The sequence below is a fragment of the Cupriavidus sp. IDO genome (genome assembly GCF_000812465.1).
Classification (GTDB): domain Bacteria; phylum Pseudomonadota; class Gammaproteobacteria; order Burkholderiales; family Burkholderiaceae; genus Cupriavidus.
This window is the reverse complement of sequence record NZ_JWMA01000001.1, coordinates 51,246-77,841: the sequence shown is the minus strand read 5'-3', so window position 1 is coordinate 77,841 and position 26,596 is coordinate 51,246. Positions and strand designations below refer to the sequence as shown.

Annotated in this window: 25 protein-coding genes; 16 read left to right on the top strand and 9 right to left on the bottom strand. The window is 65.2% G+C overall.

Features of this window, described 5'->3' with window-relative positions; all coding sequences use genetic code 11:
- Positions 1-149: 149 nt before the first annotated feature.
- The 4 genes from aceF (at position 150) to aspA (ending at position 5,975) form a co-directional block, all read left to right on the top strand.
- Entirely contained in the window at positions 150-1,802 is a 1,653-nt protein-coding gene (gene aceF, locus RM96_RS00360) for a dihydrolipoyllysine-residue acetyltransferase (protein WP_039006466.1), read from the top strand.
- Positions 1,803-1,875: 73 nt separating this feature from the next.
- Positions 1,876-2,505 carry an MFS transporter gene (locus tag RM96_RS00355; protein WP_039006465.1) on the top strand — a complete coding sequence of 210 codons (630 nt, stop codon included), beginning with the start codon at positions 1,876-1,878 and terminating at the stop codon, positions 2,503-2,505.
- A gap of 36 nt (positions 2,506-2,541) precedes the next feature.
- The gene (lpdA, locus tag RM96_RS00350; RefSeq protein WP_039006463.1) at positions 2,542-4,320 is read left to right on the top strand and encodes a dihydrolipoyl dehydrogenase; all 1,779 of its coding nucleotides are present in this window, start codon (positions 2,542-2,544) and stop codon (positions 4,318-4,320) included.
- A 236-nt stretch (positions 4,321-4,556) separates the two neighbouring features.
- The gene (gene aspA / locus RM96_RS00345) at positions 4,557-5,975 is read left to right on the top strand and encodes an aspartate ammonia-lyase (protein ID WP_039006461.1); all 1,419 of its coding nucleotides are present in this window, start codon (positions 4,557-4,559) and stop codon (positions 5,973-5,975) included.
- Between the two features lies 1 nt (position 5,976).
- Here the strand turns inward: aspA and RM96_RS00340 are convergent, their stop codons facing one another.
- From RM96_RS00340 to phaP1, 3 genes are all read right to left on the bottom strand, one after another.
- Positions 5,977-6,855, bottom strand: a complete 879-nt coding sequence (locus RM96_RS00340) for an amino acid ABC transporter substrate-binding protein (protein WP_039006541.1) — start codon at positions 6,853-6,855, stop codon at positions 5,977-5,979.
- Between the two features lie 85 nt (positions 6,856-6,940).
- The gene (locus RM96_RS00335) at positions 6,941-8,254 is read right to left on the bottom strand and encodes a dicarboxylate/amino acid:cation symporter (protein ID WP_039006459.1); all 1,314 of its coding nucleotides are present in this window, start codon (positions 8,252-8,254) and stop codon (positions 6,941-6,943) included.
- Between the two features lie 893 nt (positions 8,255-9,147).
- Positions 9,148-9,726: a TIGR01841 family phasin PhaP1 gene (gene phaP1 / locus RM96_RS00325; protein ID WP_039006455.1), complete on the bottom strand. Its 579-nt coding sequence runs from the start codon at positions 9,724-9,726 to the stop codon at positions 9,148-9,150.
- Between the two features lie 15 nt (positions 9,727-9,741).
- Between phaP1 and RM96_RS39755 the strand changes: the two genes are divergently transcribed.
- From RM96_RS39755 to pbpG, 6 genes are all read left to right on the top strand, one after another.
- Positions 9,742-10,047: a hypothetical protein gene (locus tag RM96_RS39755; protein WP_238587022.1), complete on the top strand. Its 306-nt coding sequence runs from the start codon at positions 9,742-9,744 to the stop codon at positions 10,045-10,047.
- A 35-nt stretch (positions 10,048-10,082) separates the two neighbouring features.
- The gene (locus RM96_RS00320; protein ID WP_039006453.1) at positions 10,083-11,003 is read left to right on the top strand and encodes a histone deacetylase family protein; all 921 of its coding nucleotides are present in this window, start codon (positions 10,083-10,085) and stop codon (positions 11,001-11,003) included.
- The gene (locus RM96_RS00315; RefSeq protein WP_052279244.1) at positions 11,000-11,929 is read left to right on the top strand and encodes a DMT family transporter; all 930 of its coding nucleotides are present in this window, start codon (positions 11,000-11,002) and stop codon (positions 11,927-11,929) included. The genes RM96_RS00320 and RM96_RS00315 overlap by 4 nt, the downstream gene beginning before the upstream one ends.
- A gap of 53 nt (positions 11,930-11,982) precedes the next feature.
- On the top strand, positions 11,983-12,435 hold the full coding sequence (locus RM96_RS00310; protein ID WP_039006449.1) for an acyl-CoA thioesterase: 453 nt from the start codon (positions 11,983-11,985) through the stop codon (positions 12,433-12,435).
- Positions 12,436-12,456: 21 nt separating this feature from the next.
- Entirely contained in the window at positions 12,457-13,170 is a 714-nt protein-coding gene (locus tag RM96_RS00305; RefSeq protein ID WP_039006446.1) for a nitroreductase, read from the top strand.
- Between the two features lie 261 nt (positions 13,171-13,431).
- Positions 13,432-14,622 carry a D-alanyl-D-alanine endopeptidase gene (pbpG, locus tag RM96_RS00300; RefSeq protein WP_039006444.1) on the top strand — a complete coding sequence of 397 codons (1,191 nt, stop codon included), beginning with the start codon at positions 13,432-13,434 and terminating at the stop codon, positions 14,620-14,622.
- A 69-nt stretch (positions 14,623-14,691) separates the two neighbouring features.
- On the opposite strand, the gene RM96_RS00295 is transcribed toward pbpG, so the two are convergent.
- From RM96_RS00295 to RM96_RS00285, 3 genes are all read right to left on the bottom strand, one after another.
- A complete protein-coding gene (locus tag RM96_RS00295) occupies positions 14,692-16,104 on the bottom strand; it encodes an FAD-binding oxidoreductase (protein WP_039006442.1) in 1,413 nt (470 codons plus the stop codon).
- Positions 16,105-16,117: 13 nt separating this feature from the next.
- Positions 16,118-16,837, bottom strand: coding sequence for a FadR/GntR family transcriptional regulator (locus tag RM96_RS00290; RefSeq protein WP_039006441.1), 720 nt, complete (start codon positions 16,835-16,837; stop codon positions 16,118-16,120).
- 146 nt (positions 16,838-16,983) lie between these two features.
- Positions 16,984-17,769 carry an IclR family transcriptional regulator gene (locus tag RM96_RS00285; RefSeq protein WP_039006439.1) on the bottom strand — a complete coding sequence of 262 codons (786 nt, stop codon included), beginning with the start codon at positions 17,767-17,769 and terminating at the stop codon, positions 16,984-16,986.
- 225 nt (positions 17,770-17,994) lie between these two features.
- Here RM96_RS00285 and RM96_RS00280 point away from each other — a divergent pair, with 225 nt between their 5' ends.
- From RM96_RS00280 to RM96_RS00270, 3 genes are read left to right on the top strand one after another with little or no spacing between them, the layout of a single operon-like run.
- Positions 17,995-18,720 carry a (Fe-S)-binding protein gene (locus RM96_RS00280; RefSeq protein ID WP_039006437.1) on the top strand — a complete coding sequence of 242 codons (726 nt, stop codon included), beginning with the start codon at positions 17,995-17,997 and terminating at the stop codon, positions 18,718-18,720.
- Positions 18,721-18,737: 17 nt separating this feature from the next.
- Entirely contained in the window at positions 18,738-20,150 is a 1,413-nt protein-coding gene (locus tag RM96_RS00275; RefSeq protein WP_039006436.1) for a LutB/LldF family L-lactate oxidation iron-sulfur protein, read from the top strand.
- Positions 20,147-20,416: a hypothetical protein gene (locus RM96_RS00270; RefSeq protein ID WP_039006434.1), complete on the top strand. Its 270-nt coding sequence runs from the start codon at positions 20,147-20,149 to the stop codon at positions 20,414-20,416. Before RM96_RS00275 ends, RM96_RS00270 begins: the two co-directional genes overlap by 4 nt.
- An 18-nt stretch (positions 20,417-20,434) precedes the next feature.
- Here RM96_RS00270 and RM96_RS00265 read toward each other — a convergent pair whose 3' ends face one another.
- Positions 20,435-21,322 (bottom strand): LysR substrate-binding domain-containing protein, encoded by an 888-nt coding sequence (locus RM96_RS00265; protein ID WP_039006433.1) that lies wholly within the window; start codon positions 21,320-21,322, stop codon positions 20,435-20,437.
- 239 nt (positions 21,323-21,561) lie between these two features.
- On the opposite strand from RM96_RS00265, the gene RM96_RS00260 reads away from it, so the two are divergent.
- From RM96_RS00260 to RM96_RS00250, 3 genes are all read left to right on the top strand, one after another.
- Positions 21,562-22,563 carry an ornithine cyclodeaminase family protein gene (locus RM96_RS00260; RefSeq protein ID WP_039006431.1) on the top strand — a complete coding sequence of 334 codons (1,002 nt, stop codon included), beginning with the start codon at positions 21,562-21,564 and terminating at the stop codon, positions 22,561-22,563.
- Positions 22,560-23,393, top strand: coding sequence for a phosphate/phosphite/phosphonate ABC transporter substrate-binding protein (locus tag RM96_RS00255; RefSeq protein WP_039006429.1), 834 nt, complete (start codon positions 22,560-22,562; stop codon positions 23,391-23,393). The genes RM96_RS00260 and RM96_RS00255 overlap by 4 nt, the downstream gene beginning before the upstream one ends.
- Before the next feature lie 96 nt (positions 23,394-23,489).
- Positions 23,490-24,512: a tripartite tricarboxylate transporter substrate binding protein gene (locus RM96_RS00250; RefSeq protein ID WP_039006427.1), complete on the top strand. Its 1,023-nt coding sequence runs from the start codon at positions 23,490-23,492 to the stop codon at positions 24,510-24,512.
- A 290-nt stretch (positions 24,513-24,802) separates the two neighbouring features.
- Here RM96_RS00250 and RM96_RS00245 read toward each other — a convergent pair whose 3' ends face one another.
- Together RM96_RS00245 and RM96_RS00240 are read right to left on the bottom strand one after the other, a co-directional pair.
- Positions 24,803-25,597: an ABC transporter ATP-binding protein gene (locus tag RM96_RS00245; RefSeq protein WP_039006425.1), complete on the bottom strand. Its 795-nt coding sequence runs from the start codon at positions 25,595-25,597 to the stop codon at positions 24,803-24,805.
- A gap of 1 nt (position 25,598) precedes the next feature.
- Entirely contained in the window at positions 25,599-26,495 is an 897-nt protein-coding gene (locus tag RM96_RS00240) for an ABC transporter permease (RefSeq protein WP_039006424.1), read from the bottom strand.
- Positions 26,496-26,596 lie beyond the last annotated feature (101 nt).

Below are 26,596 nucleotides of genomic sequence, written 5' to 3'. Positions count from 1 at the left end.
CCCCCAGCAGTACGGCGACGCCGTGCCGCGGGCGCCCCGGCTACAGCCGGTAGCGTCTTGCGGCATGGCGGCGTGACAGAAGCGGGCGACGAGGGTAACCTCGTCGCCTGCGGATGAACGCGCGTGCCGGCCTGCCCAGGAGACACTGAATGAGTCAAGCGATTGAAATCAAGGTGCCGGACATCGGCGATTACGACGCCGTTCCCGTCATTGAAGTGCACGTGAAACCCGGCGACAGCATCAACGCGGAAGACGCGCTGGTGACGCTGGAGTCGGACAAGGCCACCATGGACGTGCCCTCGCCGCAGGGCGGCGTGGTCAAGGATGTCCGCATCAAGGTGGGCGACAACGTGTCCGAAGGCACCGTCCTGGTGATGCTGGAAGCGGCTGGCCAGGCCGCCGCCGCGCCGGCACCGGCCGCGGCTGCTCCCGCTCCCGCGCCCGCCGCCGCGCCGGCACCCGCTCCTGCAGCAGCGCCGGCCCCCGCCGCAGCGCCTGCCGCCGGCGGTGGCACCATCGAGGTGAAAGTCCCCGATATCGGCGACTACGACGCCGTTCCCGTCATCGAAGTCCACGTCAAGGCCGGCGACACCATCAAGGCCGAAGACGCCGTGGTGACGCTGGAATCCGACAAGGCGACCATGGACGTGCCGTCGCCGCAAGGCGGCGTGGTCAAGGAAGTCAAGGTCAAGGTTGGCGACAATGTGTCCGAGGGCACGCTGCTGCTGATCCTTGAAGGCGCGGCCCCGGCTGCCGCCCCGGCCCCGGCTGCCGCCGCTGCGGCACCGGCCCCGGCCGCCGCCAGCGCTCCGGCGCCCGCACCGGTTGCCGCTCCGGCTCCCGCCGCGGCCCCGGCCGCTGCGCTTTCCGGCGTGACCGGCAAGGCCGCCCACGCCAGCCCGTCCGTGCGCAAGTTCGCGCGCGAACTCGGCGTGGATGTGTCCCGCGTGGCCGGCACCGGCCCCAAGGGCCGTATCACCCAGGAAGACGTCCAGAGCTTCGTCAAGGGCGTGATGAGCGGCCAGACCGCAGCGCCGGCCCAGGCTGCCGCTGGCGGCACGGGTGGCGAGCTCAACCTGCTGCCATGGCCGAAGGTCGATTTCACCCGTTTCGGCGAAATCGAAAGCAAGGCGCTGTCGCGCATCAAGAAGATCTCCGGCGCCAACCTGCACCGCAATTGGGTCATGATCCCGCACGTCACCAACTGTGACGAAGCGGATATCACCGAACTGGAAGCCTTCCGTGTCCAGCTGAACAAGGAATACGAGAAGCAGGGCACCAAGGTGACCATGCTGGCCTTCATGATCAAGGCTGCCGTGGCTGCGCTGAAGAAATTCCCGAGCTTCAACGCCTCGCTGGACGGTGACAACATCGTCTACAAGAAGTACTTCAACATCGGCTTTGCCGCTGACACCCCCAATGGCCTGGTGGTGCCGGTGATCAAGAATGCCGACAAGAAGGGCGTGATCGAGATCGGCCAGGAAATGGGCGAACTCGCCAAGCTGGCCCGTGACGGCAAGCTCAAGCCGGACCAGATGCAGGGCGGCTGCTTCTCGATCTCGTCGCTGGGCGGCATCGGCGGCACGTACTTCACGCCGATCATCAACGCGCCGGAAGTGGCCATCATGGGCGTGTGCAAGTCGTACCAGAAGCCGGTGTGGGACGGCAAGCAGTTCGTGCCGCGCCTGACGCTGCCGCTGTCGCTGTCGTGGGATCACCGCGTGATCGACGGCGCCGAAGCGGCCCGCTTCAACACGTACTTCGCGCAACTTCTGGCTGACTTCCGCCGGATCCTGCTCTAAGCGGCCGCAACGCACACCGGCTTTGCCGGTGTGCGAACAGCGGTGCGCTTGCGCTGAACGATTGGGGCGAGCCATGACTACCTGTGTTGTCGTGAAGAAGGGCGCCGAGGTGGCGATCGCGGCGGACGCGCTGGTCACCTTTGGCGACACGCGGCTGTCCCGGGCCTATGAGCGCAACCAGAAGGTGTTTCCGGTCGGCGACAGCTTTATTGCGCTGGCCGGGACCACGGCGCACTTCCCGGTGATGCGGAATCTGCTGTCGGGCATGGGCGACGAATGCCGCCTGGGATCGCGCGACGACGTGTTCCGGACTTTCCTCAAGGTGCATGAAAGGCTCAAGACCGAGTACTTCATCAACACCAAGGAAGACGAGGACGATCCCTACGAGTCGTCGCAGATTGTCTGCCTGATCGCCAATCCGGCCGGCATCTTCGGTGTCTATTCCTACCGCGAGGTGTTTTCGTTCGACCGGTTCTGGGGCATCGGCTCGGGGCGCAACTATGCGCTGGGCGCGATGCACGCGGTCTATGACCGTCCGGAGCTGGATGCGGGGGAGGTTGCCCGCATCGGCGTCGACGCAGGGATCGAGTTCGACAAGAGTTCAGCAGGTCCGATTGAAGTCCATACGGTGCGGTTGCAGGGGGCGGACGGCTCGACAGCCGTGGCCGGCAACGCGGCAACCAACAACGACGGCGCGGCCTGACGCCAGCTGGGCCAGGCGCGCATTGAGGAGCAAAGCATGAGTGTGATCGAAGTCAAGGTGCCGGATATCGGCGATTTCGACGCGGTGGAAGTGATCGAGGTGCTGGTCAAGGCCGGCGATACGGTCGAGCAGGAACAGTCGCTGATCGTGCTCGAATCGGACAAGGCCAGCATGGATGTGCCGTCGTCGGCCGCCGGCAAGGTGGTCGAAGTCCGGGTCAAGGTGGGCGACAAGGTCGGCCAGGGCGCGGTGATCTGCACTGTCGAGGCGCAGGCCGCGGCAGCGCCGGCGCCCGCGCCCGCTCCGGCACCAGCCGCAGCCTCCGCCCCCGCGGCGGCCCCGGCCCCGGCGCCCGCCGCTGCAAGCCACGCCGGTGGCGCCGACATCCAGTGCGACGTGCTCGTGCTGGGCGCCGGCCCCGGCGGCTACTCGGCGGCATTCCGCTCGGCCGACCTGGGCATGAATACCGTGCTGGTCGAGCGCTATGCCACGCTGGGCGGCGTCTGCCTGAACGTCGGCTGCATTCCGTCGAAGGCGCTGCTGCACAACGCAGCGGTGATCGACGAAGCCAAGGCACTGGCCGCGCACGGCATCCTGTTCGGCGAAGCCAAGATCGACCTGGACGGCCTGCGCCACTACAAGAATTCGGTGGTCGGCAAGCTGACCGGCGGCCTGGCCGGCATGGCCAAGGCGCGCAAGGTGCAGGTGGTGCGCGGCGTGGGCACGTTCCTAGATCCGCATCACCTGGAAGTGGACGCGACCGAAGGCACCGGCAAGGACACCACGGGCAAGAAGACCGTGATCCGCTTCGAGAAGGCCATCATCGCCGCCGGCAGCCAGGCGGTGAAGCTGCCTTTCATTCCGGAAGATCCGCGCATCGTCGATTCGACCGGCGCGCTGGAGCTGCCCGAAGTGCCGAACAAGATGCTGGTCATCGGCGGCGGCATCATCGGCCTGGAAATGGCGACGGTGTACAGCACGCTCGGTGCCGAGATCGACGTCGTGGAAATGCTCGACGGCCTGATGACCGGCGCCGACCGCGACCTGGTCAAGGTCTGGGAAAAGAAGAACAAGGACCGCTTCGGCAAGGTCATGCTCAAGACCAAGACCGTCGGCGTGGAAGCCAAGCCGGACGGCATCTACGTCAAGTTCGAAGGCGAGCAGGCCCCGGCCGAGCCGGTGCGCTACGACCTGGTGCTGGTGTCGGTGGGCCGCGCGCCCAACGGCAAGCGCATCGGCGCCGAGAGGGCCGGCGTGGCCGTGACCGAACGCGGCTTTATCGATGTCGACAAGCAGATGCGCACCAACGTGCCGCACATCTTCGCGATCGGCGATGTCGTCGGCCAGCCGATGCTCGCCCACAAGGCCGTGCACGAGGCGCACGTGGCCGCGGAAGCTGCGCACGGCGAGAAGGCTTACTTCGATGCCAAGCAGATCCCGTCGGTGGCGTTCACCGATCCGGAAGTGGCCTGGGCCGGCCTGACCGAGGACGAGTGCAAGGAGAAGGGCATCAAGTACAGCAAGGGCGTGTTCCCGTGGGCCGCTTCGGGCCGCGCCATCGCCAACGGCCGCGACGAGGGCTTCACCAAGCTGATCTTCGATGAGGAAACCCACCGCGTCATCGGTGGCGGCATCGTCGGCACCCACGCCGGCGACCTGATCAGCGAAGTCTGCCTGGCGATCGAAATGGGCGCGGATGCCGTCGATATCGGCAAGACCATCCATCCTCACCCGACGCTGGGCGAGTCGATCGGCATGGCCGCCGAGATCTACGAAGGCACCTGCACCGACGTGCCGCCGCCGCGCAAGCGCTGATCGCGCTTGTTGCCGGACAAAGGAACCCGCCAATGGCGGGTTTCCTTTTGGGTAGTTATGCAATTAACCGCCTAAAATTCGTCCCGTCCGCCTAGCAGCGGCCGGCAACCAGGTGGGTCCGGTTCGGCTGGCTCCGTGAGCTTTTCCAAGGCAAAACCGGCATCGGGCTCGCCAGCTTGCGCCTGATTGTCTACGCTGGTAATTCAGCGCAGACGCCTGCACGCAAGGAGCGACCGATGACTGCCGGAGCCTTCAGAACGGAACACGACCTGCTTGGCGACCGCGAGGTGCCACAGGACGTCTACTACGGCGTACATACGCTGCGGGCGGTGGAGAACTTCCCGATCACCGGCACGCCCATCTCGATCTACCCGGAACTGATTCGCGCCCTGGCTTCCATCAAGCAGGCCGCCGCGCTCGCCAATCATGAGCTCGGACTGCTGGACAAGCCCCACTGCGACGCCATCGTCGGCGCCTGCGCCGAGTTGCTGGCAGGCAAGCTGCACGACCAGTTCGTGGTCGACGTGATCCAGGGTGGGGCGGGCACCTCGACCAATATGAACGCCAACGAGGTGATCGCCAATCGCGCCCTCGAACTGCTTGGCCACCAGAGGGGCGAGTACCAGTTCCTGCATCCCAACGAGCATGTCAACATCGGCCAGAGTACCAACGATGTCTATCCGTCCGCCCTGAAGATTGCCACGTGGTTCGGCATCGCCGGCCTGGTGGATGCCATGGGGATCTTGCGGCGTGCCTTCGAGGACAAGGCAGAAGCCTTCAAGCATGTGCTCAAGATGGGGCGCACCCAGTTGCAGGACGCCGTTCCCATGACGCTCGGGCAGGAGTTCAGCACCTACGCGGTGATGCTGTCCGAAGACGAGCAGCGCCTGCGCGAGGCCGCGCTGCTGATCTGCGAGATCAACATGGGCGCAACGGCCATCGGCACCGGTATCACCGCGCATCCTGACTACGCGCCGCTGGTGCTCAAGCGCCTGCAGGAGATCACGGGGATTCCGCTGATCACCGCGCCCAACCTGATCGAGGCCACCCAGGACTGCGGCGCGTTCGTGCAGTTGTCCGGCGTGCTCAAGCGCGTGGCGGTCAAGCTGTCCAAGACCTGCAACGACCTGCGCCTGCTGTCCAGCGGGCCACGTGCCGGCCTGGGAGAGATCAACCTGCCGCCCATGCAGGCGGGCTCCAGCATCATGCCGGGCAAGGTGAACCCGGTGATCCCGGAGGTGGTCAACCAGATCGCCTTCGAGGTGATCGGCAATGACGTCACGGTCAGCTTCGCGGCCGAGGCCGGCCAGCTGCAGCTCAATGCCTTCGAGCCGATCATTGCCCACAGCCTGTTCAAGAGCGTCAGCCACCTGCGCAACGGCTGCCTGACGCTGGCCGAGCGCTGCGTCAAGGGCATCACCGCCAACGAGGCGCGCCTGCGGGCATCGGTGGAGAACTCGATCGGCATCGTCACCGCGCTCAATCCCTACATCGGCTACGCCAATGCCACGGCCGTCGCGCAACAGGCGCACGCCACCGGCGCGAGCGTGTACGACGTCGTGCTGGAACGCGGCCTGCTGACCAGGGAGCAGCTTGACGAGATCCTGCGTCCAGAGACCCTTACGCAGCCGACGTCGCTGCATCTGGGGCATTGACCTAATCCGGCTGCTCCGGCGTCGCCTGGATGACGTCCTCGAGTTGCCCGCTCATGGGAATGCCCAGGCGCTCGCCGGTGGGCAGCCGGTTCAGGAACCACTGTTTGTACAGGCGTTCGAGTTCCCCGGACGTGATCAGATCGCGCACGGCCTTGTCCACGACGGCCTGGAACTGCGGATCGCCTTTTCGCAGCATGATCCCGTAGGGGTCGTACGAGAGGAAATCGCGGGTGATGTCGTACTTTTTGCCCGCGCCGTACTTGGCGAGGAAGCCATACAGGAGGACGTCGTCCCCCGCATAGGCATCGGCGCCGCCATGCCGCAGGACTTCGAATGCATCCGCGTGATCGCGTGCCCGGATGATTGTCAGGCCCAGCTTGAACTGAGTGGACAGGCGTTCGATCGCATCCACGTTGGTGGTGCCGGCCGTGGCAACCACAGTCTTGCCCTTCAGGTCACGGAACGACTTGATCGGCGAGCCGTGCGGCACCATCAGCTTGGTCCCGGCAATGAAGACCACGGGTGAGAACGCCACACGTTGCTGGCGCTCTGCATTGCGCGTTGTCGATCCGCACTCGAGGTCGATCCTGCCCGAGGTGATGGCATCGAAGCGGTTCTCGGACGTCACCGGTACCCACTTGATCGCCAGCTCGCGGCCGACCTCGGCCCCCGCGGCCTGCACAATGGCTGTGCAGATATCGATCGAGTATCCGATCGGCCGGCCGATCTGGTTCAGGTACGAGAACGGCAGCGATGATTCCCGGTACCCGATGGTCAGTGCACCGGTTTCCTTGGCCTTCTTCAGCGTGCCGGACAGTTCGATGGGCTCTTGCGCCAAAACGATGCCAACAGATGCCGCAAGGCACAATGCCATCGCCATCCGCAGCACCGGGCGGCCGGGCCGGCCTGGCCGGCGAGCTTGCGTGAAGTACATGAGCGCTCCTCCAAGGTGGGTGCCCGGCTGGTCACGCTTGCGCGGTGTCTGGCTTGTGCAGCGAGGCCGGCTCGCCGCCGGTATCGCCCTGATCCCCCTGGTCGAGCGTGGACTCGCTGGCCAGCTGGCCTTCCCATTTGGCCACGACCGCCGAGGCGATCGAGTTGCCCACGGCGTTGGTCGCCGACCGGCCCATGTCCAGGAACTGGTCCACCCCCATGATCAGCAGCAGGCCGGCCTCAGGCAGGTTGAACTGGTTCAGCGTGGCCGCAATCACAACCAGCGACGCACGCGGCACGCCGGCCATTCCCTTGGATGTCAGCATCAGCAGCAACAACATGGTGATCTGCGTGCCCAACGGCAGGTGGATGTCATAGGCCTGGGCGATGAACAGCACCGCGAACGTGCAGTACATCATCGAGCCGTCGAGGTTGAAGGAGTAGCCCATCGGCAGCACGAAGCTGGAGATCTTGCGGTTGACGCCGAACTTGTCGAGCGCCTCCAGCATCTTGGGATAGGCGGCTTCCGAGCTGGCGGTGGAGAACGACAGCAGGAACGGTTCGCGGATCAGCTTGATCAGGGTGAAGGCGCGCTTGCCAAGGAACACCACGCCCGCCAGGGTCAGCAGCCCCCACAGCACAAACAGGGCCAGGTAGAAGCTGCCCATGAACCTGGCAAACGTCACCAGGATGCCCAGGCCCTGCGTTGTCACGGTCGAGGCGATGGCGGCGAAGACCGCGATCGGCGCCAGCCACATCACGGCGCCCGTGATCTTCAGCATCACATTCGCCAGGTCTTCGATCACGCCGGCCATGCGCTTGCCGGCTTCGCCAAGCGTGGACAGCGCCGTGCCGAAGAAGATCGAGAAGACTACGATCTGCAGGATCTCGTTGTTGGCCATCGACTCGGCCACGGATTTCGGCACAAGGTGGGTGACGAAATCCTTCAGCGTGAAGGCATTGGTCTTGAGATTGGTGGCAGCGCCGACCTCCGGCAGGGGCAGGCCGATGTTCTGCCCTGGCTGCAGCAGCGTTGCCATGATCAGGCCCAGCGTCAGGGAAACCAGCGAAGCGGTGATAAACCAGCCCAGCGCCTTGACGCCGACGCGCCCCACGGTGCTGGCGTCCCCCATATGCGCGATGCCCATCACCAGCGTGGAGAACACCAGCGGCGCGATGATCATCTTGATCAGCCGCAGGAAGACATCCGTGAAGATCGAGATGTAGCCGGCGACGTCTTTCGCGATCCTGGGATCCGGGAAGGCAACATGGCACGCGTAGCCGACCACGCCGCCAAGGATCATTGCGATGACAATGTAGGTCGTGATATGGCTGTGCTTCTTCATGACTTCTCCCTGATGGAAATGTCTTGCGCATGACAAGCCATTGCGCCTCGATGCGCGGGCCATGGCCTGGCCCCGGGTAGCTCAGAATGCCGGGGTCGGCACCTAGCTAACGATAGTCGCCCGGTCTGGAATTGGGCAAGCAGAACCCCTCGGGACTATGGTGTGGCGTTCCGGATGGGCGGGGGAGTGAAGCGGGTGGACGCTGTGGGGTGGTATTGCGGGCAGTCTCAGTTGCGGGAGCGGGCAGAAAAGAGGGCTCTTCGCCGGATTGCGGGTCTGGGTTCTTGGATGCGCTGCTGTTTCGCCGGCGTAGCCGGCGACCTCCTTTTTGACGGCGCCAAAAAGGAGGCAAAAAGCGCCTTTCTGCCCGCCGGGCGGGAGTCTTATCGTAGTCTGCCGGCGTTTTTGTACGGGTATGGGCTTCAGGGCATAGCTACGATGCCTGCCGCGTGGTAACGAGACGGCGCGAGGCATTGACAGGCCGTCCTCCCGACCTGGTGAGAGCGGAGTGGTACGAAGCTTGAGGCTCGTCGGTATGCGCAGCCGAATCGCGCACCACGGTTGTGGTCCAAAAACTCTTGCCGTAGGCACGCCGCTCGCGGGCCGTCGACCTTCGACAGCAGCCAAGCCGCAGCCACCACCCTCAGACACATCAGCACCCAGCCCCACAAATCGGCAAAAAAACCAAAAAAAAGCCCGACCATGGGGTCGGGCTTAACGATACCTTTGGAATACAAGGAGACCGGGGTACCGAGGAGACATCGGCACGTGGATGCAGCACGGCAGAGTCCGGTACTGCAGTCATCGTTGGGGAAACGCACCGGAGGTCCGGTGCGCTTTGCCAACGGACCGGCACGGGGCCGGTCCATCGGAGCTGTCAGTCGCTTGCGCGATCAGGCAGCGGTGGTCTTCTTGGCAGCAGCGGTGCGGGCCGATGCGCTGGCTTGCTGGGCAGCCTTGGTAGCGGCGCTGGCGGCGGCCTGGAAGTTGGTTTCGGCCATTTCAACAGCCTGCTTGGTGGCCTTCTGGACCGACTCGTAGGCGTTGTTGGCAGCCGAGATGGCCGACTTCACGATGGCGACGGTCGATTCCGAACCGGCCGGGGCGTTCTTGGCGAAGTTGTCGACCAGGGCTTGCACGTTCTTCGAACCTTCGGCCAGCTGGGCTTCAGCAACCTTGGTGAACTCGCTTTGGGTTTCCGAAGCGATTTCATACAGGTGGCGGGTGTAGGCCAGGGTCTTTTCGGCAACCGGCTGAACCAGCGAAGCCTGGATGGCCAGCAGTTCTTGGGCATCCTTGGCCGACAGGGCCTTCTTTGCGTTGTCGACGTTCTCGGCGAAGGTCGTCTTGACAACCTGCAGGTTCAGTTCGACAAGCTTCTCAACGCCTTCGAAAGCCTTGGTGGTCAGGCCAAACAGCGTTTCGAGGTTTGCCTTTTGCGCTGCTGCAACTTGTTCCGGGGTGAGGATCATTGCTGGTCTCCAGTGGTGAACTTCAAGGTCAAGCAAAATAGAAAATTAAGCCGCCCAGATGTCAATGCTGTGACGGTCTCGTATCCCGTTTCAGCCGGCCCAGGCGATGTATGGGTTGGGCGCTTTCCGATCGATTTGGTGCGCCGCAACAATTGCAATTCTAGGGAAACAAAAATCCGTGTCAAGGAATATTTGGTGCATTGCACAAGAGGGCGGGAAAACCCTGATTCCGGTGTGCTTCGGGGGATACGTGCCGCGCCCGGAGCGACCCTGACTGGCAGCGGTGCTACCATCGCAGACTTCCTGCGCGCCGGATATTAATGCCACAGCCGACGCCTTCACCCGCCCGACCCCCCATGTTTGCTTTCTACACCGACCACTTTGTGCTGCCGCTGCCACTTGGCCATCGGTTTCCGATGCGCAAGTACAGCATGCTGCGCGATGCCGTAGCCGGGCAGGTGCCCGGGGTGGAACTGGTGGAGGCGCCGCGGGCCGGTGACGACGCCTTGCTCCTGGCGCATACGGCCGAGTATGTGGCAGCCGCGTCCGCGGGTACGCTCGATGCGGCCCGCCAGCGCGAGATCGGGTTCCCGTGGTCCGCCGCGATGGTCGAGCGCTCCCGGCGTTCGGCAGGTGCCACCATCGCCGCCTGCCGCACCGCGATAGAAGACGGCGTCGCCGTCAACCTGGCGGGCGGCACCCATCACGCCTACGCGGACAAGGGCGGTGGTTTTTGCGTCTTCAACGATGCGGCGATCGCGGCGCGCGTCCTGCAGCGGGAGGGGAGCGTCGGGCACGTGGCAGTGGTCGACCTCGACGTGCACCAGGGCAATGGCACGGCCTCGATCCTGCGCGGCGATCCCACCGTGTTCACGCTGTCGCTGCACGGCGAGAAGAACTACCCGTTCCGCAAGGAGGCCAGCGACCTCGATGTGGGCTTGCCGGACGGCTGCGGCGACGAGGCCTATGCAGCTGCGCTCGAGACGGCGCTGGAGACCCTCTTTGAGCGGTTTGCGCCAGACCTGATCATCTACCTGGCCGGCGCGGACCCGCACGAGGGCGACCGCCTGGGGCGCCTGAAGCTCACCATGGCGGGCCTTGCGCAGCGTGATGCGCTGGTCTTCGAGGCGGCACTGGCGCGCGGCCTGCCCGTGGCAGTCGCGATGGCGGGTGGTTATGGCAACCAGATCGAGGACACTGTTGCGGTCCACGCCCAGACCATCCGGCTGGCCGCGCAATATCACGTGCGCTACGCGCAACAGGTAGTGGCTTCATGAGGGCCGCCGCGGAGGAGCGTGGCGTGGTCGGCGGCGGCCGCGCCACGCTGTGGATGGTCAGCATGCCGTGGCTGTTCGTGCTGATCTGGAGCACCGGCTTCATCGTCGCCAAATACGGCATGCCGCACGCCGAGCCGATGACCTTCCTGTTCCTGCGCTTTGTTGGCGTGCTGGTGCTGATGGTGCCGTTCGTGGTGGTCGCGCGCGTGCCGTTGCCGCAACACAAGGAAGGGGCGGCAACACGCACCGATTGGCGAATGGTCTGGCATATTGCGGTAGCCGGGCTCTTTCTGCAGGCTGGCTATCTCGGCGGGATATGGGCAGCGGTCAAGCTCGGCATGCCGGCTGGCGTGTCGGCGCTGATCGCCGGCATGCAGCCGATCCTCACAGCACTGGTGATGGCCCGCCTGGGCGAGCGCGTCACCGGGCGCCAGTGGCTCGGCCTGTTGCTCGGCATTGGTGGTGTAGGCCTGGTCGTCGCCAACAAGCTGAGCGCAAGCGGCCTGTCGCCGGCCAGTCTGTTGCTCGCCAGCGGGGCGCTGCTCAGCATCACGATCGGCACGATCTACCAGAAGCGCTTTTGCCCGGTGTTCGACCTGCGCATGGGGTCGGTGATCCAGTTCGCCGCGGCGGCGCTGGCCTGCGTGCCGTTCATGTTCCTGTTCGAAACCCGCCAGGTGCAATGGACGCCCGAGATGATCGGCGCGCTGGCTTGGTCGGTGGTTGCCCTGTCGATCGGCGCGATCTCGCTGCTGTTCCTGCTGATCCGGCGAGGCGCGGCCACAAGGGTTTCCAGCCTGATGTACCTCACGCCACCCACCACGGCCGTGATGGCGTGGCTGTTGTTCGGCGAACGCTTTCCGCCGTTGGCGGCACTCGGCATGGGACTTGCCGCTGCCGGCGTAGCACTGGTCATCCGGCGCTGACGATGCCGGTCGCCGGGTAGCGCATCCGATCCATTCCTGCTCTTGTCACGTTCATGAAACCGCATGCCGAACACCGCAGTGCCTATTTGCACTTCCAGCCAATCACAACCCGCTGGATGGATAACGATGTCTATGGCCACGTCAACAACGTTGTCTACTACAGTTATTTTGATACCGTCGTAAACAGCTACCTGATCCGGCAGGGCGTGCTCGACATCGAGTCGGGATCCACCATTGGCCTGGTGATCGAGACACAGTGCAACTACTTCTCGTCGCTGAGCTTCCCGGACACGGTAATGGCGGGCCTGCGCGTGGCGCGGCTGGGCACGTCCAGCGTGCGCTACGAGGTCGGCCTGTTCAGTGGCGACAACGAGATCGCGGCGGCGCAGGGGCATTTCGTCCATGTCTATGTCGACCGCGCCACGCGTCGTCCGGTGCCATTGCCCGAGCCGCTGCGTCGGGCGCTGGAGCCGCTGCTGGCCGGCGGCGCGCACGCGCACGGCTGATACGGTATGGAGAAGACGCAGATGTCGCAGGCGACACAACAAGCATGCCCGGACGCAGCAGAGGTCGTGGACCGGGCCATCCTGACGCGCCGTTCGGTGCGCGCGTTCCTGGACACGCCGGTGCCGCGCACGATGGTGGAAGAGATCCTCGCCGTGGCCAGCCGTGCGCCGTCAGGCACCAACACGCAACCGTGGCGCGTCTACGTGTTGTCGGGCGAGGCCAAGGCAAAGCTATGTGCCGACGTGCTGGCGGCGTACGACGATCCGGAGCGCGACAGCAAATACCTGGAAGAGTATCCGTACTATCCGCGCGAATGGGTCAATCCTTACCTGGAGCGTCGCCGCAAGGTTGGGTGGGACTTGTACGGCCTGCTGCAGATCAGCCGCGAGGACAAGGCGCGGATGCGTGAGCAGCACGCGCGCAATTTCCGTTTCTTCGATGCGCCGGTCGGCATGATCTTCACCATCGACCGGATCATGGAGCAGGGCAGCTGGCTGGACTACGGCATGTTCCTGCAGAGCATCATGATCGCGGCGCGAGCGCGCGGCCTGGACACGTGCCCGCAGGCAGCTTTTACTCAATTTCACAAGGTAATTGCCGATCACCTGAGATTGACGGGCGATGAGATGGTGGTATGCGGGATGTCCCTTGGCTATGCGGATCCCGCTGCGATAGAGAATAAGTTGAGTACGGAACGTGAACCGGTAAGCGGGTTTGCGCGTTTCCTCTCATAGAGATGTTTGTATCAATGTGTAACGATATACATACTAGGGAAGTGAGATATTGGGAGTGTTTGGTTTGGCAGGCTTGTTCCTGAAGGGTATGTAGCGGAAAAGCCGGAGCGCTTTCGATTGTGCGCGTGACGTAATGTCAATATTTTCCGCAATGTGGAAATGTTTGCAAATCGAACTTTAAGTAGCTTCTGTAAGTCTTTAATCTTGCTAACAATTTCGTTATTTCCTACACTAGCGCCATCCTTAAGCGCTGAATGAATCATGTTCCGGTCTGATTCCTTTTTTTCCAGATTCTTCGGCTCCATGCCCCTGAGTGCCGTCGCCACCACCGTGCTGGTGTCTGCGTCGATGCTGGCGGTGCCCGTTGCCAATGCGGCGAGCACGTCGACTACTACTCAGAAAACTGCCAAAAAGCAGACAAAATCGGTTAAAGCCGAGAAAAAGACGGCCAAGGCAGAATCCTCCAATGCCGGTTCCACGCGCAAAGTCGTGGTACTGAAGCATGGCAGGCGCCAGGTCGTTGTCATGCAACGGGCAGCACCTGTGCGTGCCGTCTTCACGCCTGCCAAGCCGTCGCTCGGCGAAGCGATGGGCCTGCGTGACACCGCAGACGCACTCGCGCTGCGTTCCAGCGTGGCGCTGGTGATGGACCAAAGCACCAACGAAGTCCTGTTCCAGAAGAATCCCACCGCGGTCCTGCCGATCGCTTCGATCACCAAGCTGATGACCGCGCTGGTGGTGATGGACTCGCAACTGCCGATGGACGAGGTGCTCACCATCAGTGAAGACGACCGCGATACCGAAAAGCACAGCAGTTCGCGCTTGCGCTTTGGCACGCAGCTGACCCGTCAGGAACTGCTGCTGCTGGCGCTGATGTCGTCCGAGAACCGTGCCGCCTCGGCACTGGGCCGCAGCTATCCGGGCGGCCTGCCGGCATTCGTGCAGGCGATGAACCGCAAGGCTCGCGAGCTGGGCATGAACGACAGCCACTTCGTGGATTCGAGCGGCCTGTCGAGCAGCAACGTGTCGAGCGCCATGGATCTGGTACGCATGGTCAATGCGGCCTACCGCAACCCGACTATCCGCGAGTTCTCGACGCAGACCGAGCATGAGGTCAATGTGCTGGGCCGCACGCAGCACTATGTCAGCACCAACCGCCTGGTGCGTGGTGGCAACTGGGACATCGGCCTGCAGAAGACCGGCTTCATCTCGGAAGCCGGCCAGTGCCTGGTGATGCAGGCCAAGGTCAACGGCCGCAATGTGGTGATGGTGTTCCTGGATTCGGTGGGCAAGCTGTCGCGCTTTGCTGATGCCACCCGTGTCAAGGACTGGCTGGAGCATTCGCCGTCCACGCCGCAGCCTCCGCACTCCTTTCCGTCCTCGCCGAACCTCACACAAGCACCGGGCGGCGCGCATGCCATCCTGGCATCGCAGCAAGCGCGTGGGATCTGACCCGAGTCTTCCGGTCTGAAAAAAACGCGCCGTCACCGGTGCGTTTTTTTCGTCTCTTCGAGATACGGCTCAGAGCAGCTTGCCGGGGTTCATGATTCCGGCCGGGTCGAACACGCGCTTGATCTCTCGCATCAGCCGCAGCTCCAGCGGGTCCTTGTACTGCAGGAAGGCATGCCGCTTGAGCTGGCCAATACCGTGCTCGGCGCTGATGCTGCCGCCGTAGCGCATGACCTCATCCAGCACCGCGTCGGTCACGGCATCGCCCTGCGTGGCAGCCCAGTCCTTCGCGGCGCCAGCCGGGCGCGACAGGTTGTAGTGCAGGTTGCCGTCGCCGAAGTGCCCGAAGATAAAGGGCCGGATGGCCGGATCCTGAGCGCGCAGCCGTGCCTGCATCGAAGCCATGAAGGCCGGGATCTGCTCGATCGGCAGCGAGATGTCGTGCTTCAGGTGCGGCCCGTCGGCGCGCTGCGCCTCGGAGATCTCTTCGCGCAGTTTCCACAGTGCCTGCAGCTGGGCCAGCGAAGCGGAAACCGCGGCGTCCAGGCACAGGCCGCGCTCCAGCGCGTCGCCGATGACGCGTTCGAGCAGCGCGTTGAGTGCGTCTTCATCGGTAGTGTCCGCCAGTTCCACCAGCACATACGCCGGGTAGCGCTCAGCGAACGGTTCCTGCACGCCTTCCGCATGTGTCAGTACCAGGTCGAGGCAGTCGCCGGTAAAGAACTCGAAGGCCTGCAGCCGTGCGCCGCATTGCTCGAACAGCAGCTCGTAGAGCTCCAGCGATTGCGCGGGCGAGGCGACAGCCGCCAGCACCACGCTGCGCGTGTCGGTGCGTGGAAAGAGCCGCAATGCCGCGGCCGTGATGACGCCGAGCGTGCCTTCGGCGCCGATCAGCAATTGCTTGAGGTCATAGCCGGTATTGTCCTTGCGCAGCGTGCGCAGGCCGTGGAAGACCTCGCCATTCGGCAGCACGGCTTCCACGCCGAGCACCAGCTCGCGCGTCATGCCGTAGCGCACCACGTTGACGCCGCCGGCATTGGTCGAAAGGTTGCCGCCGATCTGGCACGAGTCTTCGGCGGCCAGGCTCAGCGGCAGCAGGCGATGGGCGTCCGCCGCGGCGCGGCGCAGATTGCCGAGGATGCAGCCGGCTTCGGCCACCAACGTATTGGCGATGGTATCCAGCGAACGGATGGCATTCATGCGATCCAGGCTCAGCACCACGTTGGCCGGCTGGTCGCCGGGGGTGGCACCGCCGCACAGTCCGGTATTGCCGCCGCGCGGCACCACCGGCACCGCGGCCTGCTGGCACAGTGCGAGGCAGCGCGAGACTTCGTCCACCGTGCGCGGACGCACCACGGCCTGCGCGTGGCCGTGGTAGATGCCGCGCCAGTCCGACAGCCAGGGGGCGATGTCGTCGGGTCGTATGAGGACGGTATCGGCGCCCAGGGTTTCGGTGAGTCGCTGAAGCAAGGTGCCAGTTTCCATGGGAAGGCTCGGATCAGGGTTGGGCGTCGGAGGCGCGTGCGCGCAGGGTCAGGCCGAGCCGCGCGGCGGCGCATTGCAGGTGCGTCACGGCAGCCGCGCGCGCCGCTGCGGCATCGCCGGCGCGGATGGCCTCGAAGATGGTTTCGTGTTCGCGATGAACGGTCTCGGGCAGCCGCTCCTGCCGCAGCGTATTGGCACGCGCCGTGGCCACGGCCTGGTGCAGCTGCAGGTTCAGGTATTGCAGCAGCTGGCGGAAATAGGGGTTATGCGTAGCGGCGGCAATGCCGATATGGAAGGCCGCGTCGATATCCGCGGCAGGCTGCGGATCGTAGAGATGTTCACGCAACCGCTCCAGCAGGGTGGACAGGTCCTGCAAATCGGCTTCCGTACGCCGCACGGCCGCCAATGCAGCCGCGGAGCCTTCCAGGTCCAGCCGAAGGTCATACAGGTCCGCTAGCGCGGCACGATCGATGTCCGGCTCGCGCGGCAACTGGAACCCGGCTGCGCCGATGCGCGAGCGCACCGTGCAGCCCACGCCCTGGCGCGTCTCGACAAAGCCCTGCGAGCGCAGGTGCTCGGTGACCTCGCGGATGACCGCCGCACTGACACCGTACTGCTGCGCCAGCTGCTTGCCGGTCGGCAGGCGGCTGCCGACCGGGTAGGCGCCGCTTTCGATGTCGGCGCGAAGCTGGCGGGTGACCTGCTCGGTGAGTGTGACGGCTCGGGTTCGCATGGCCGTCGATTATAGGGTTTGCTGGTTATCTGAAAACTACGAGTAAACCCTTGATTGTCCGATGTATTTGACTCGCGCAGAAAGCAAAACGCGCGGGGCGCCTGTTGCAGCGCACCGCGCGTCGTCGCGCTTCGGTCAGCCGAGGGTCAGGCCGCGGCTTCGGTTGCGTAGCCCATGCCGCGCGAGATCTGCAGCGCGGTGTCCTTCAGGTTCTGCAGCCAGCTGTCCTGCAGGCGGTCGGCCGGCGCCGACAGCGACAGGCCTGCCACCAGCCGGCGCGAGTCGTCGTAGATGCCGGCCGCGATGCAGCGCACGCCCAGTTCCAGTTCTTCGTTGTCGCGCGCATAGCCGTTGGTGCGCACCCAGTTCAGTTCGCGCTCCAGCTTGGCCAGGTCCGTGATCGAGGTGCGCGTGTGTCCGGCCAGCCCGGTGCGGGTGGCGTAGTTGCGCACGCGCGTGGCCTCGTCCGCCGCCAGGAACAGCTTGCCGACCGAAGTCAGGTGCAGCGGCGCGCGGCCGCCGATGGCGCGCACCACCTGCATGCCGGAGCGCTCGCTGTAGGCGCGTTCGATGTAGACGATCTCGTCGCCCTGGCGTACCGACAGGTTGACGGTCTGCCCCGTCACGCGGTGGAGGGCGCGCATCGGCGCCAGCGCGGCATCTCGCACCGACAGGCGCGCCTTGACCAGGTTGCCGAGCTCAAGCAGGCGCATGCCGAGGCGGTAGCTGCCCGGGTCCGAGCGATCGACGAACCGGCAGGCCACCATGTCGTTCAGGATGCGGTGGGCGGTGGAAGGATGCAGGCCCGTGGTCAGCGACAGCTCTTTCAGGCTGACCGGGTCGGCGTGCTGGGCCAGCGCGTCCAGCAGCGTCATCATGCGCTCGATGACCTGGATGGACGTCTTGCCGGGTGATTTGTCTGCTTCTGACATAGGAAATTGTTGCCCTGCGGCATTTTAAGCGTTTGCCTGATTCTATCTCACATCGTGAAAATTTCAATAGGTGAAATGACATTACCGTAAGAAACCTCTAACCCGAATGGGCTGGAGCGGGATACCGGATGAGCCGCTTTCACAGCGCCCCTGAATGGTTTGTGCGCCACCCTGCGTCGCAAACGCGCATAATTGCGGGGTTTCGGGGCCTGGAGAAGGGAAACAATGCGCGTTGGTCTGTTCGCCACCTGCCTGGTGGACCTCATGCGTCCGGAGATCGGTTTCTCCGTGCTCAAGCTGCTGGAGGGTGCCGGCTACGAAGTCATGGTGCCGGAGGCGCAGACGTGCTGCGGCCAGCCGGCCTACAACTCGGGCGAGCGTGCGGTGTCACGCGACCTGGCCGAGAAATTCCTGCGCGAATTCGAGATGTTCGACTACGTGGTGGTGCCATCCGGCAGCTGCGGCGGCATGATCAGCCACCACTATGCGGACCTGCTGCGGGACGATCCCGAGCTCAATGGCCGCTACGAGAAGCTGCGCGAGCGGGTATTCGAGCTGACCGATTTCCTGGTCAATGTGGCGAAGATCGACACGCTCGACTCGAACTTCTCCGGCCACATCACCTATCACGACTCGTGCTCGGGGCTGCGCGAGCTGGGCGTCAAGAGCCAGCCGCGCGCGCTGCTGGGCAAGCTGCCCGGCGTGCAGCTGACCGAGATGAAGGACTGCGAGGCATGCTGTGGCTTTGGCGGCACCTTCTCGGTCAAGTACGGCAATATCTCGACGGCCATCGTCGACGAGAAGTGCGCCAACATCAAGGCCAGCGGGGCCGATGCCGTAGTGCTCGGCGACCTGGGCTGCATGCTCAATATCGAAGGCCGCCTGCGCCGCACCGGTGACACGCAGACCCGCGTGCTTCATATTGCGCAGGTCCTGGCTGGCGACGCCTGACAACGAGAGACGCCCCGATGCAAGTCCAAAGCATGGAATTCAAGGCGCGCGCCGGCCAGAAGCTGGCCGACCAGCGCCTGCAGCAGAACCTCAAGAAGCTCTCGACCAAGTTCGTCACCGCGCGTGCCGATGCCGTGCGCGACATCGATTTCGACGCCACGCGCGAAGCGCTGAAGGAGCGGCGCAATCGCGCGCTGGAGAACCTCGACGTCTGGCTGGCCACCTTCGAAGAAAACGCGACAAAGCGCGGCGCGACCGTGCTGTTTGCCGAGACCACTGCCGATGCCGCGCGGCTGGTGGCCGAGATCGCGCAGAAGCATGGCGTGAAGAAGGTCATCAAGAGCAAGTCGATGGTGACCGAGGAAATGCGCCTGAACCAGGTGCTGGGCGAGATGGGCGTGCAGAGCATCGAGACCGATCTGGGTGAGTACATCCTGCAGATCAACGACTCGGAGCCGCCGTCGCACATCATTGCGCCGGTGGTGCACAAGGACAAGGACGAGATTGCCGACCTCTTTGCCAGGGTGCACCACAAGCCCAGGCTGACCGACATCCCCGAGATGACCCGCGAGGCGCGCGAAGTGCTGCGCCCGGAATTCCTGTCGGCCGATATGGGCGTGACCGGCGGCAACTTCATCATTGCCGAGACCGGCTCGGTGGCGGTCGTCACCAACGAAGGCAACGAGGGCATGTGCACCGTGATGCCGCGCGTGCATGTGGCCGTGACCGGCATCGAGAAGGTGCTGCCGACGCTGGAAGACCTGGCCACGGTGATGCGCCTGCTGCCGCGCTCGGCAACCGGGCAGGCTATCTCGAACTATTTCTCGCTGCTCACCGGCCCGCGTGCGGAGGGCGAGCGCGACGGCCCCGGGCATATGTACTTCGTGCTCGTCGACGGCGGCCGCAGCGGCCTGATCGGCGGCGAGTTCCAGGAGATGCTGCGCTGCATCCGCTGCGGCGCCTGCATGAACCATTGCCCGGTCTACCAGAAGATCGGCGGCCATGCTTATGGCTGGGTCTATCCGGGGCCGATGGGGAGTGTGCTGACGCCCAGCTATGTCGGCCTGGCCAACGCGGTGGACCTGCCGCAGGCGGCGACGTTGTGCGGCGAATGCAATCGCGTCTGCCCGGCATCGATCCCCCTCTCGGACCTGCTGCGCAAGCTGCGCGAAAAGCAGCTGGAGCGCGGACTGCGGCCGTGGCAGGAAAAACTGGCGCTGCAGGTTTGGGGCTACGTGGCAAAGCGCCCGGCGCTGTATGCCTTCGCCAGCCGCATCGGCGCGCGCCTGCTGACGCGCATGGGCGGCACCAGCAAGCTGATTGCCAGCCTGCCGATGGCCGGCAAGGGCTGGACCGAAACCCGCGACATGCCGGCGCCGTCGGGCCGCACGTTCCGCGAACTGTACAAGGAAAGGAGGGCGCGTTCATGAGCGCAGCCAATCAGGAAGCACTGGCGCGTATGCGCACGGCCCTGGATCAGCATGTGGCCGGTTCGCAGCCGGCCGACGGCCTCGTGCGTGCGTGGCGCGAGGCCGCCCCGGGGCTGACGCTGCCGCCGGTGTTCGGCCAGGCGATGGAGGAACTGCTGCGTCGGATGGAGATGTCGGCGGTCTTCGCGCAGGACAGCTGCTCGTTTTCGAGCACGGCGGTGACCGATCAACTGACGCGTTGGCTGGACAAGGCGGCAACGGTCTGAGGCTTCAGGGCATCGCCGCTAGCACTTCATCATCGCCGTCAGCGTATCGACGAATTCCAGCGACAGCCGCGACAGCGGTTCGGTCTGCACATGGAAAATCTGCACCGAGGCATTGACCTTGGTGCGCACCGGCACCGCGACGATATTGGGCCAGCTCTGGCCGAAGACGGTCATGGCATCAACCAGCGCGATGCCGGCGCCGGCCTGCGCCAGCGCACGCGCCACATGCGCCTGCTCCACCTGCACCCGCATATCGGGCTGATTGCCCTCGTTGCCGAACATCTCATGCACTAGTAACCCGAACGGCACATCCGGTCCGTAGCCGATCAGGTCTTCGCCGATCAGCTCGGCCGGGCGTACCCAGCTGCGCGTGGCCAGGCGGTGCCCCACCGGGACCAGTGCGACGATCGCGTTCTTCACCAGCAGGCGTGCCTCCAGGTTGGGGTGCGCAAGCGGCATGTTCGACACCGCCAGGTCCACCTGCCCCGATAGCAGTGCGCGCAGCATATTTCCCGGAATCTGCGTACGGACCACCACGCGCACCGCCGGGTGCGCGGCGCGGAAGCTGGCAATGGCGCGCGGCAGCACGGTCTGGCCCAGGTTAGGGCTGCACGTGATGCGCAGGCTGCCGGTGCGATTGGCCGCGAGGTCCTCGGCGATCTCGTTGACGCGCTCGATGCCTTCATAAACCACATTCACTTCACCCAGCAAGCGCCGCGCTTCCGGCGTGGGGTAGAGCCGGCCCTTGGTGCGCCGGAACAGTTCCAGTCCGAGCCGCTGCTCGGTGTGCGACATCAGCCGGCTGATGGCGGGCTGTGACACATACAGCAACTTGGACGCGCCGCTGATCGAGCCGGTCAGCATCACTGCGCGGAACACCTCGATCTGGCGCAGGTTCATTTTCATGGGATTAACTTGATGTTAAGGCTGGCGGACATATAAGCATATGACAGTCAATGGCGCCATACCTACACTGGATTCCATCGATACACGCTTTGCTCGCAGGGCAGCGACCCGGTAACTGCTGCACCGAGGCGGAGCGCACCGGCGGCGCGAGGCACCTGAAGTGTGAGTGCCGGGCTGCAGTCCGGTGCACGACGCACCTGCGGCGTGCAGGCATTTTTATCTTGGAGGCAGGGGACTGTATGAGCGACATCCATCTCACCTATATCAACGGCAACGACATCGCGCGGCTGGAAATGACCGACGCCGAAATCCTCGACGCGGTCGAGCAGGCGCTGGTAGCGCAGGGCAACGGCCAGACCGTGATCGAGCCGCGCGTGCACCTGATTCCGGATCCCGCCTTCAACGGCCATTTCAATGTGCTGCGCGGCTACGTTGCGCCGCTGGGGCTGGCCGGCGTCAAGATCGTCGGCGACTTCGTCGACAACTACAAGCTCGGCCTGCCGTCGGAGATGGCAATGCTCAACCTGTTCGATCCGCGCACCGGCATGCCGGTGGCGATGGTCGACGCGACCTTCATCACTGATGCACGCACGGGCGCGCTTACCGCGCTCGGCGCCAAGCACCTGGCACGCCGGAACAGCAAGGTGCTGGCCCATATCGGCGCGCGCGGCACCTCCTACTGGAATGTGCGCCTGCTGGACAGCCTGTTCGACTTCGACGAGATTCGCGTGCACTCGCGCCGCCCGGAAAGCCGCAATGCCTTCGCCGCGCGTCTGGAGCGCGATCTTGGCAAGAAGATCGTGGTTACCGAAGACTGGGAATCGTGCGTGCGCGGCGCCGACATCGTGGTCGAGGCCTCGCGCCTGGAGCGCCCGACGCCGATGCTGAAGACGGAGTGGATCAAGCCGGGTGCCTTCGTCGTGCCTTACGGCACCATGAGCGCGGTCGAGCTTTCGCTGACCGACATCATGACGAAGATGGTGGTGGATGACTGGGGCCAGTGCAAGGGCGGGATGTTCGGCTCGCTGCGCGCGCATGTGGAAGCTGGCAAGCTGTCGGAGCAGACGCTCCATGCCGAGCTGGGCGAGATCGTGGCCGGACGCAAGCCGGGCCGCCAGAGCGACGACGAGACCAACCTGTTCTGGCACCGCGGGCTGTCGCTGAGCGATATCGCGCTCGGCCACGCGATCCTGAAGAAGGCCGAGCAGCGCGGCCTGGGCCAAAAGCTGCTCTACGCATGATCGCCAACGCTCGCATGTACTCGGTCACTGCCTTGGCGGAGCAGGCATGGCGCGCGCTGCTCGCGCACGTGTCCGAGCGCGCCGGCGTGGCACTGCCCTATGTCGAGCATGCCGCGCCGGCCCCGGTCAGCGCGCTGTGGGCGCGGCCGGACTGTGGCTGCGTGTTTATGTGCGGCTATCCCTATGCCCGCGCCGCGGTGGCGCCGCAGTTGCTGGCCGCTCCGGTGCCGGCGCTGGCGCGCTACGAAGGGCGTCCGGTCTACTTCAGCGAGTTCATCGTGCGCGCGGATGCTCCGGTGCAGACGCTGGCGCAGACCTTCGGCAGGCGGCTCGCATGCATGCTGCCGGAGTCCAACTCAGGCTACAACGCACCGCGCCACCACCTGATGCGGCAGGCACCGTCGGGCACGCGCGCACTGTACCGGCCCACTGCCCGGCCCACGCCGACCCCGCGCGAGGTGATCGACGCGGTCATCGGCGGGCATGCCGAGGTGGGCGTGGTCGACAGCTATGTGCTGGACCTGCTGCGGCGCTTTGAGCCCGCGCTTGTGGCGCGACTGAAGACGCTGGACGTGACCCCGGCTGCACCGACGCCGCCGCTGGTCGCCTCCGCGCAAGCGGACCCGCACGAGTGCGAGCGCGTGCGTGCGGCGCTGCTGACGCTGCACGAGGGCACAACGGGCACTGCGCTGCTGGCCATGCTGGGGCTGGCACGCTTTGCCGCGGTGCAGCCCGCCGACTATGCCGACTTGCCCGCGCTGGCGCGCGAGGCGGACCAGGCGGGCTTTGCCCTGACTGACGCCGGCGTCCGCAACCGGGGGCTGGAATGACGCAGCACGTGTGACCGGGCACGGCCAGGCACGAAAACAAGAGTGCCGGCGCGGTGGGGGAGCCAGGCCAGATCAATGCCAATTGGGGAAACCGTCATGAAATCCGCTGTAGAAGCTGTTGTGAAATCCGTCTTCCGGCATCTTGCCGCGCGCTTCCTGATTGCCTGCGTGGCGGTCTGCTCGCCATGGCTTGGCGCCGCGCCCGCCCTTGCCGAAGCGCACGCCTATCCCGCCAGGCCGGTGCGTATCGTGGTGCCGTTCGCCGCCGGCGGCCCGGCCGACGTGCTCGCCCGTGTGGTCGGCGAAGGCCTGGCCAAGGCCACCACCCAGAGCGTGCTGGTCGACAACAAGGCCGGCGCTGCCGGCACCATTGGCGTTGACATGGTGGCCAAGGCCGCGCCCGACGGCTATACGCTGGCCCTCGTGCCGGTAGGCAATATCGCGGTGAACCCCACGCTGATGCCGAAGCTGCCGTACAAGCCGGCAGACCTGGTCCCCGTGGCGATGCTGGCTACGGCCGAGAACGTGCTTGTGGTCAACGCGGCTACGCCGGCAAGAACGCTGGCGGACCTGCTGAGGCTGGCCGCGCAGAAGCCCGGCGAGCTGAGCTTCGCCTCGCCCGGCGCCGGCAGCCAGGCCCATCTGGCTGGCGAGTTGCTGCAGCTCGACGCCCATATCAAGCTGAATCACGTGCCATACAAGGGCGTCAGCCCGGCCATGACCGATGTGGTCGGCGGCCAGGTAACGATGATGTTCGCCCAGCTATCGGCCGCGCTGCCCTATATCAAGGCCGGCAAGCTGCGCGCATTGGGCGTGGCGAGCCCCAGGCGCTCGGCGGTGCTGCCCGATGTGCCGACCATCGCCGAGCAGGGCTTCCCGAAGTTCGAGGCGGTGTCGTGGTATGCGCTGATGGCCCCGGCCGGTACGCCCCCGGAGGTGGTGCGCAAGCTCAGCCTGCATCTTGATGCGGTGCTGGCCGATGCCACGCTCAGGGAAAAGCTGGCCACGCTGGGCATGGAAGCCGCGGGCGGCACGCCGCAGCAGCTTGCCGCCACCATCCAGAAGGAAAGCACGCGCTGGGCTGGCGTGATCCGCCAGCGGCATCTCACCGTCGACTGAGCGTCGCGTGCCGTTCTTCGCCGATTTGTGTTGCTGGGGTCTTGGAGGGGCTGCTGCTGGTGCGCCTCAGGTTAGTGGCTGCGGCTGGTCGCTGTCGAGGGTCGACGGCCTCAGGTTTCGCCCCTAAAGGGGCGACCTACTTTTGGGCGCCGTCAAAAAGGAGGTCGCCGGCTACGCCGGCGAAACAGCCACGCATCCAAGAACCACAAGAACCAAACCCGCAATCCGGCGAAGAACCATGAAGAAGGGGAGCCGTATGGCTCCCCTTCTTCATTGCACGCTGCGAATCTTCAGCCCAGCAGCAGCGCGTCGTCGTCCAGCTGCTCGTGCCGCGTCTGCTCGAACATGCGCAGCAGGTCGGGCACATCCAGCCCCTTGCGCTTGTCGCCCGACACATCCAGCACGACCTGGCCCTGGTGCAGCATCACCGTGCGCTGGCCGTAGTCCAGTGCCTGGCGCATGCTATGCGTGACCATCATCGTGGTGAGCTTGCTTTCCTCGACGATGCGCGCGGTCAGTTCCAGCACGAACGCGGCGGTCTTGGGGTCGAGCGCGGCGGTGTGCTCGTCCAGCAGCAGGATGCGCGAAGGCTGCAGCGATGCCATCAGCAGGCTTACCGCCTGGCGCTGGCCGCCGGACAGCAGGCCAATGCGGTCGGTCAGGCGGTTTTCCAGGCCCAGGTTCAGCAGGCGCAGCTTTTCGCGGAACAGCTCGCGCGAGGCGCGGTTCAGCGCCGCGCGGAAGCCGCGCTTCGAGCCGCGCGCCATTGCCAGCGCCATGTTCTCTTCGATCGTCAGCGCCTCGCAGGTGCCGGCCATCGGGTCCTGGAACACGCGCGCCACCAGGTGGGCGCGGTCCCACGCCGGCTGGCGCGTCACATCGGTTTCAGCGATGGTGATGCGTCCGGAGTCGACCATCTGGTCGCCGCTGATCGCATTGAGGAAGGTCGACTTGCCGGCTCCGTTGGAGCCGATCACGGCCACGAACTGGCCGCTCGGGATTTCCAGGCTCAGGCCGCGCAGCGCGCGGGTCTCGATCGGGGTGCCCGGGTTGAAGGTGAGCTTCAGGTCTTGTGCGCGCAGCATCTCAGGCACCTCCGTTCTTGCGGGCAAACAGCTTCTTGCGGGTCGCCGGCAGTACCAGCGCGATCGTCACCAGCGCGGCGGTGACCAGGTTCAGGTCCTGTGCCTTGAGGCCGATGAAGTCGCTGTTCAGCGCCAGCGCGATGAAGAAGCGGTAGAGGATGGCGCCCAGCACCACGGCCAGCGTGGTCCAGATCAGGCGGCGCGCCGGCAGGATGGTCTCGCCGATGATCACGGCGGCCAGGCCGATCACGATGGTGCCGATGCCCATGGAGATATCGGAACCGCCCTGGGTCTGCGCGAACAGCGCGCCGGCCAGTGCCACCAGCGCGTTCGACAGGGCCATGCCGGCCAGCGTGGCGCGGCCGGTGGGGATGCCCTGGGCGCGCGCCATGCGCGGGTTGGCGCCGGTGGCGCGCATCGCCAGGCCGAGCTGCGACGAGAAGAACCAGTCCAGGCCCACCTTGGCGACCACCACCACCACGAACAGCACCAGCGGGCGCAGCACGTAGTCAGGCAGCCATTCCGGCTGCAGGATGGTGAACAGGGTCGGCTCGGTGATCAGCGGCACGTTGGGGCGGCCCATGATGCGCAGGTTGACCGAGTACAGCGCGATCATCATCAGGATACTGGCGAGCAGATCCATGATCTTCAGGCGCACGTTCAGCCAGCCGGTGACGAAGCCGGCGAAGGCGCCGGCGACGATAGCCGCGGCGGTGGCGACGAACGGATCCTGGCCGGCGGAGATCAGCGTGGCGGCCACGGCGCCGCCCAGCGGGAAGCTGCCGTCAACGGTAAGGTCGGGAAAGTTCAGGATGCGGAAGGAGATCAGCACCCCGAGGGCCACCAGGCTGAAGATCAGGCCGATCTCCAGGGCGCCCAGAAGGGAAAAGAGGGACATGGGGGAAAATCCTGTTGCGGGTTCCGGCGGCTGCCTTGGCGCCGGATATGAAGCGGGCGGCAGGGTGCCCGGGTGGGGCGCCTTGCCGCCGCGCGTTCAGG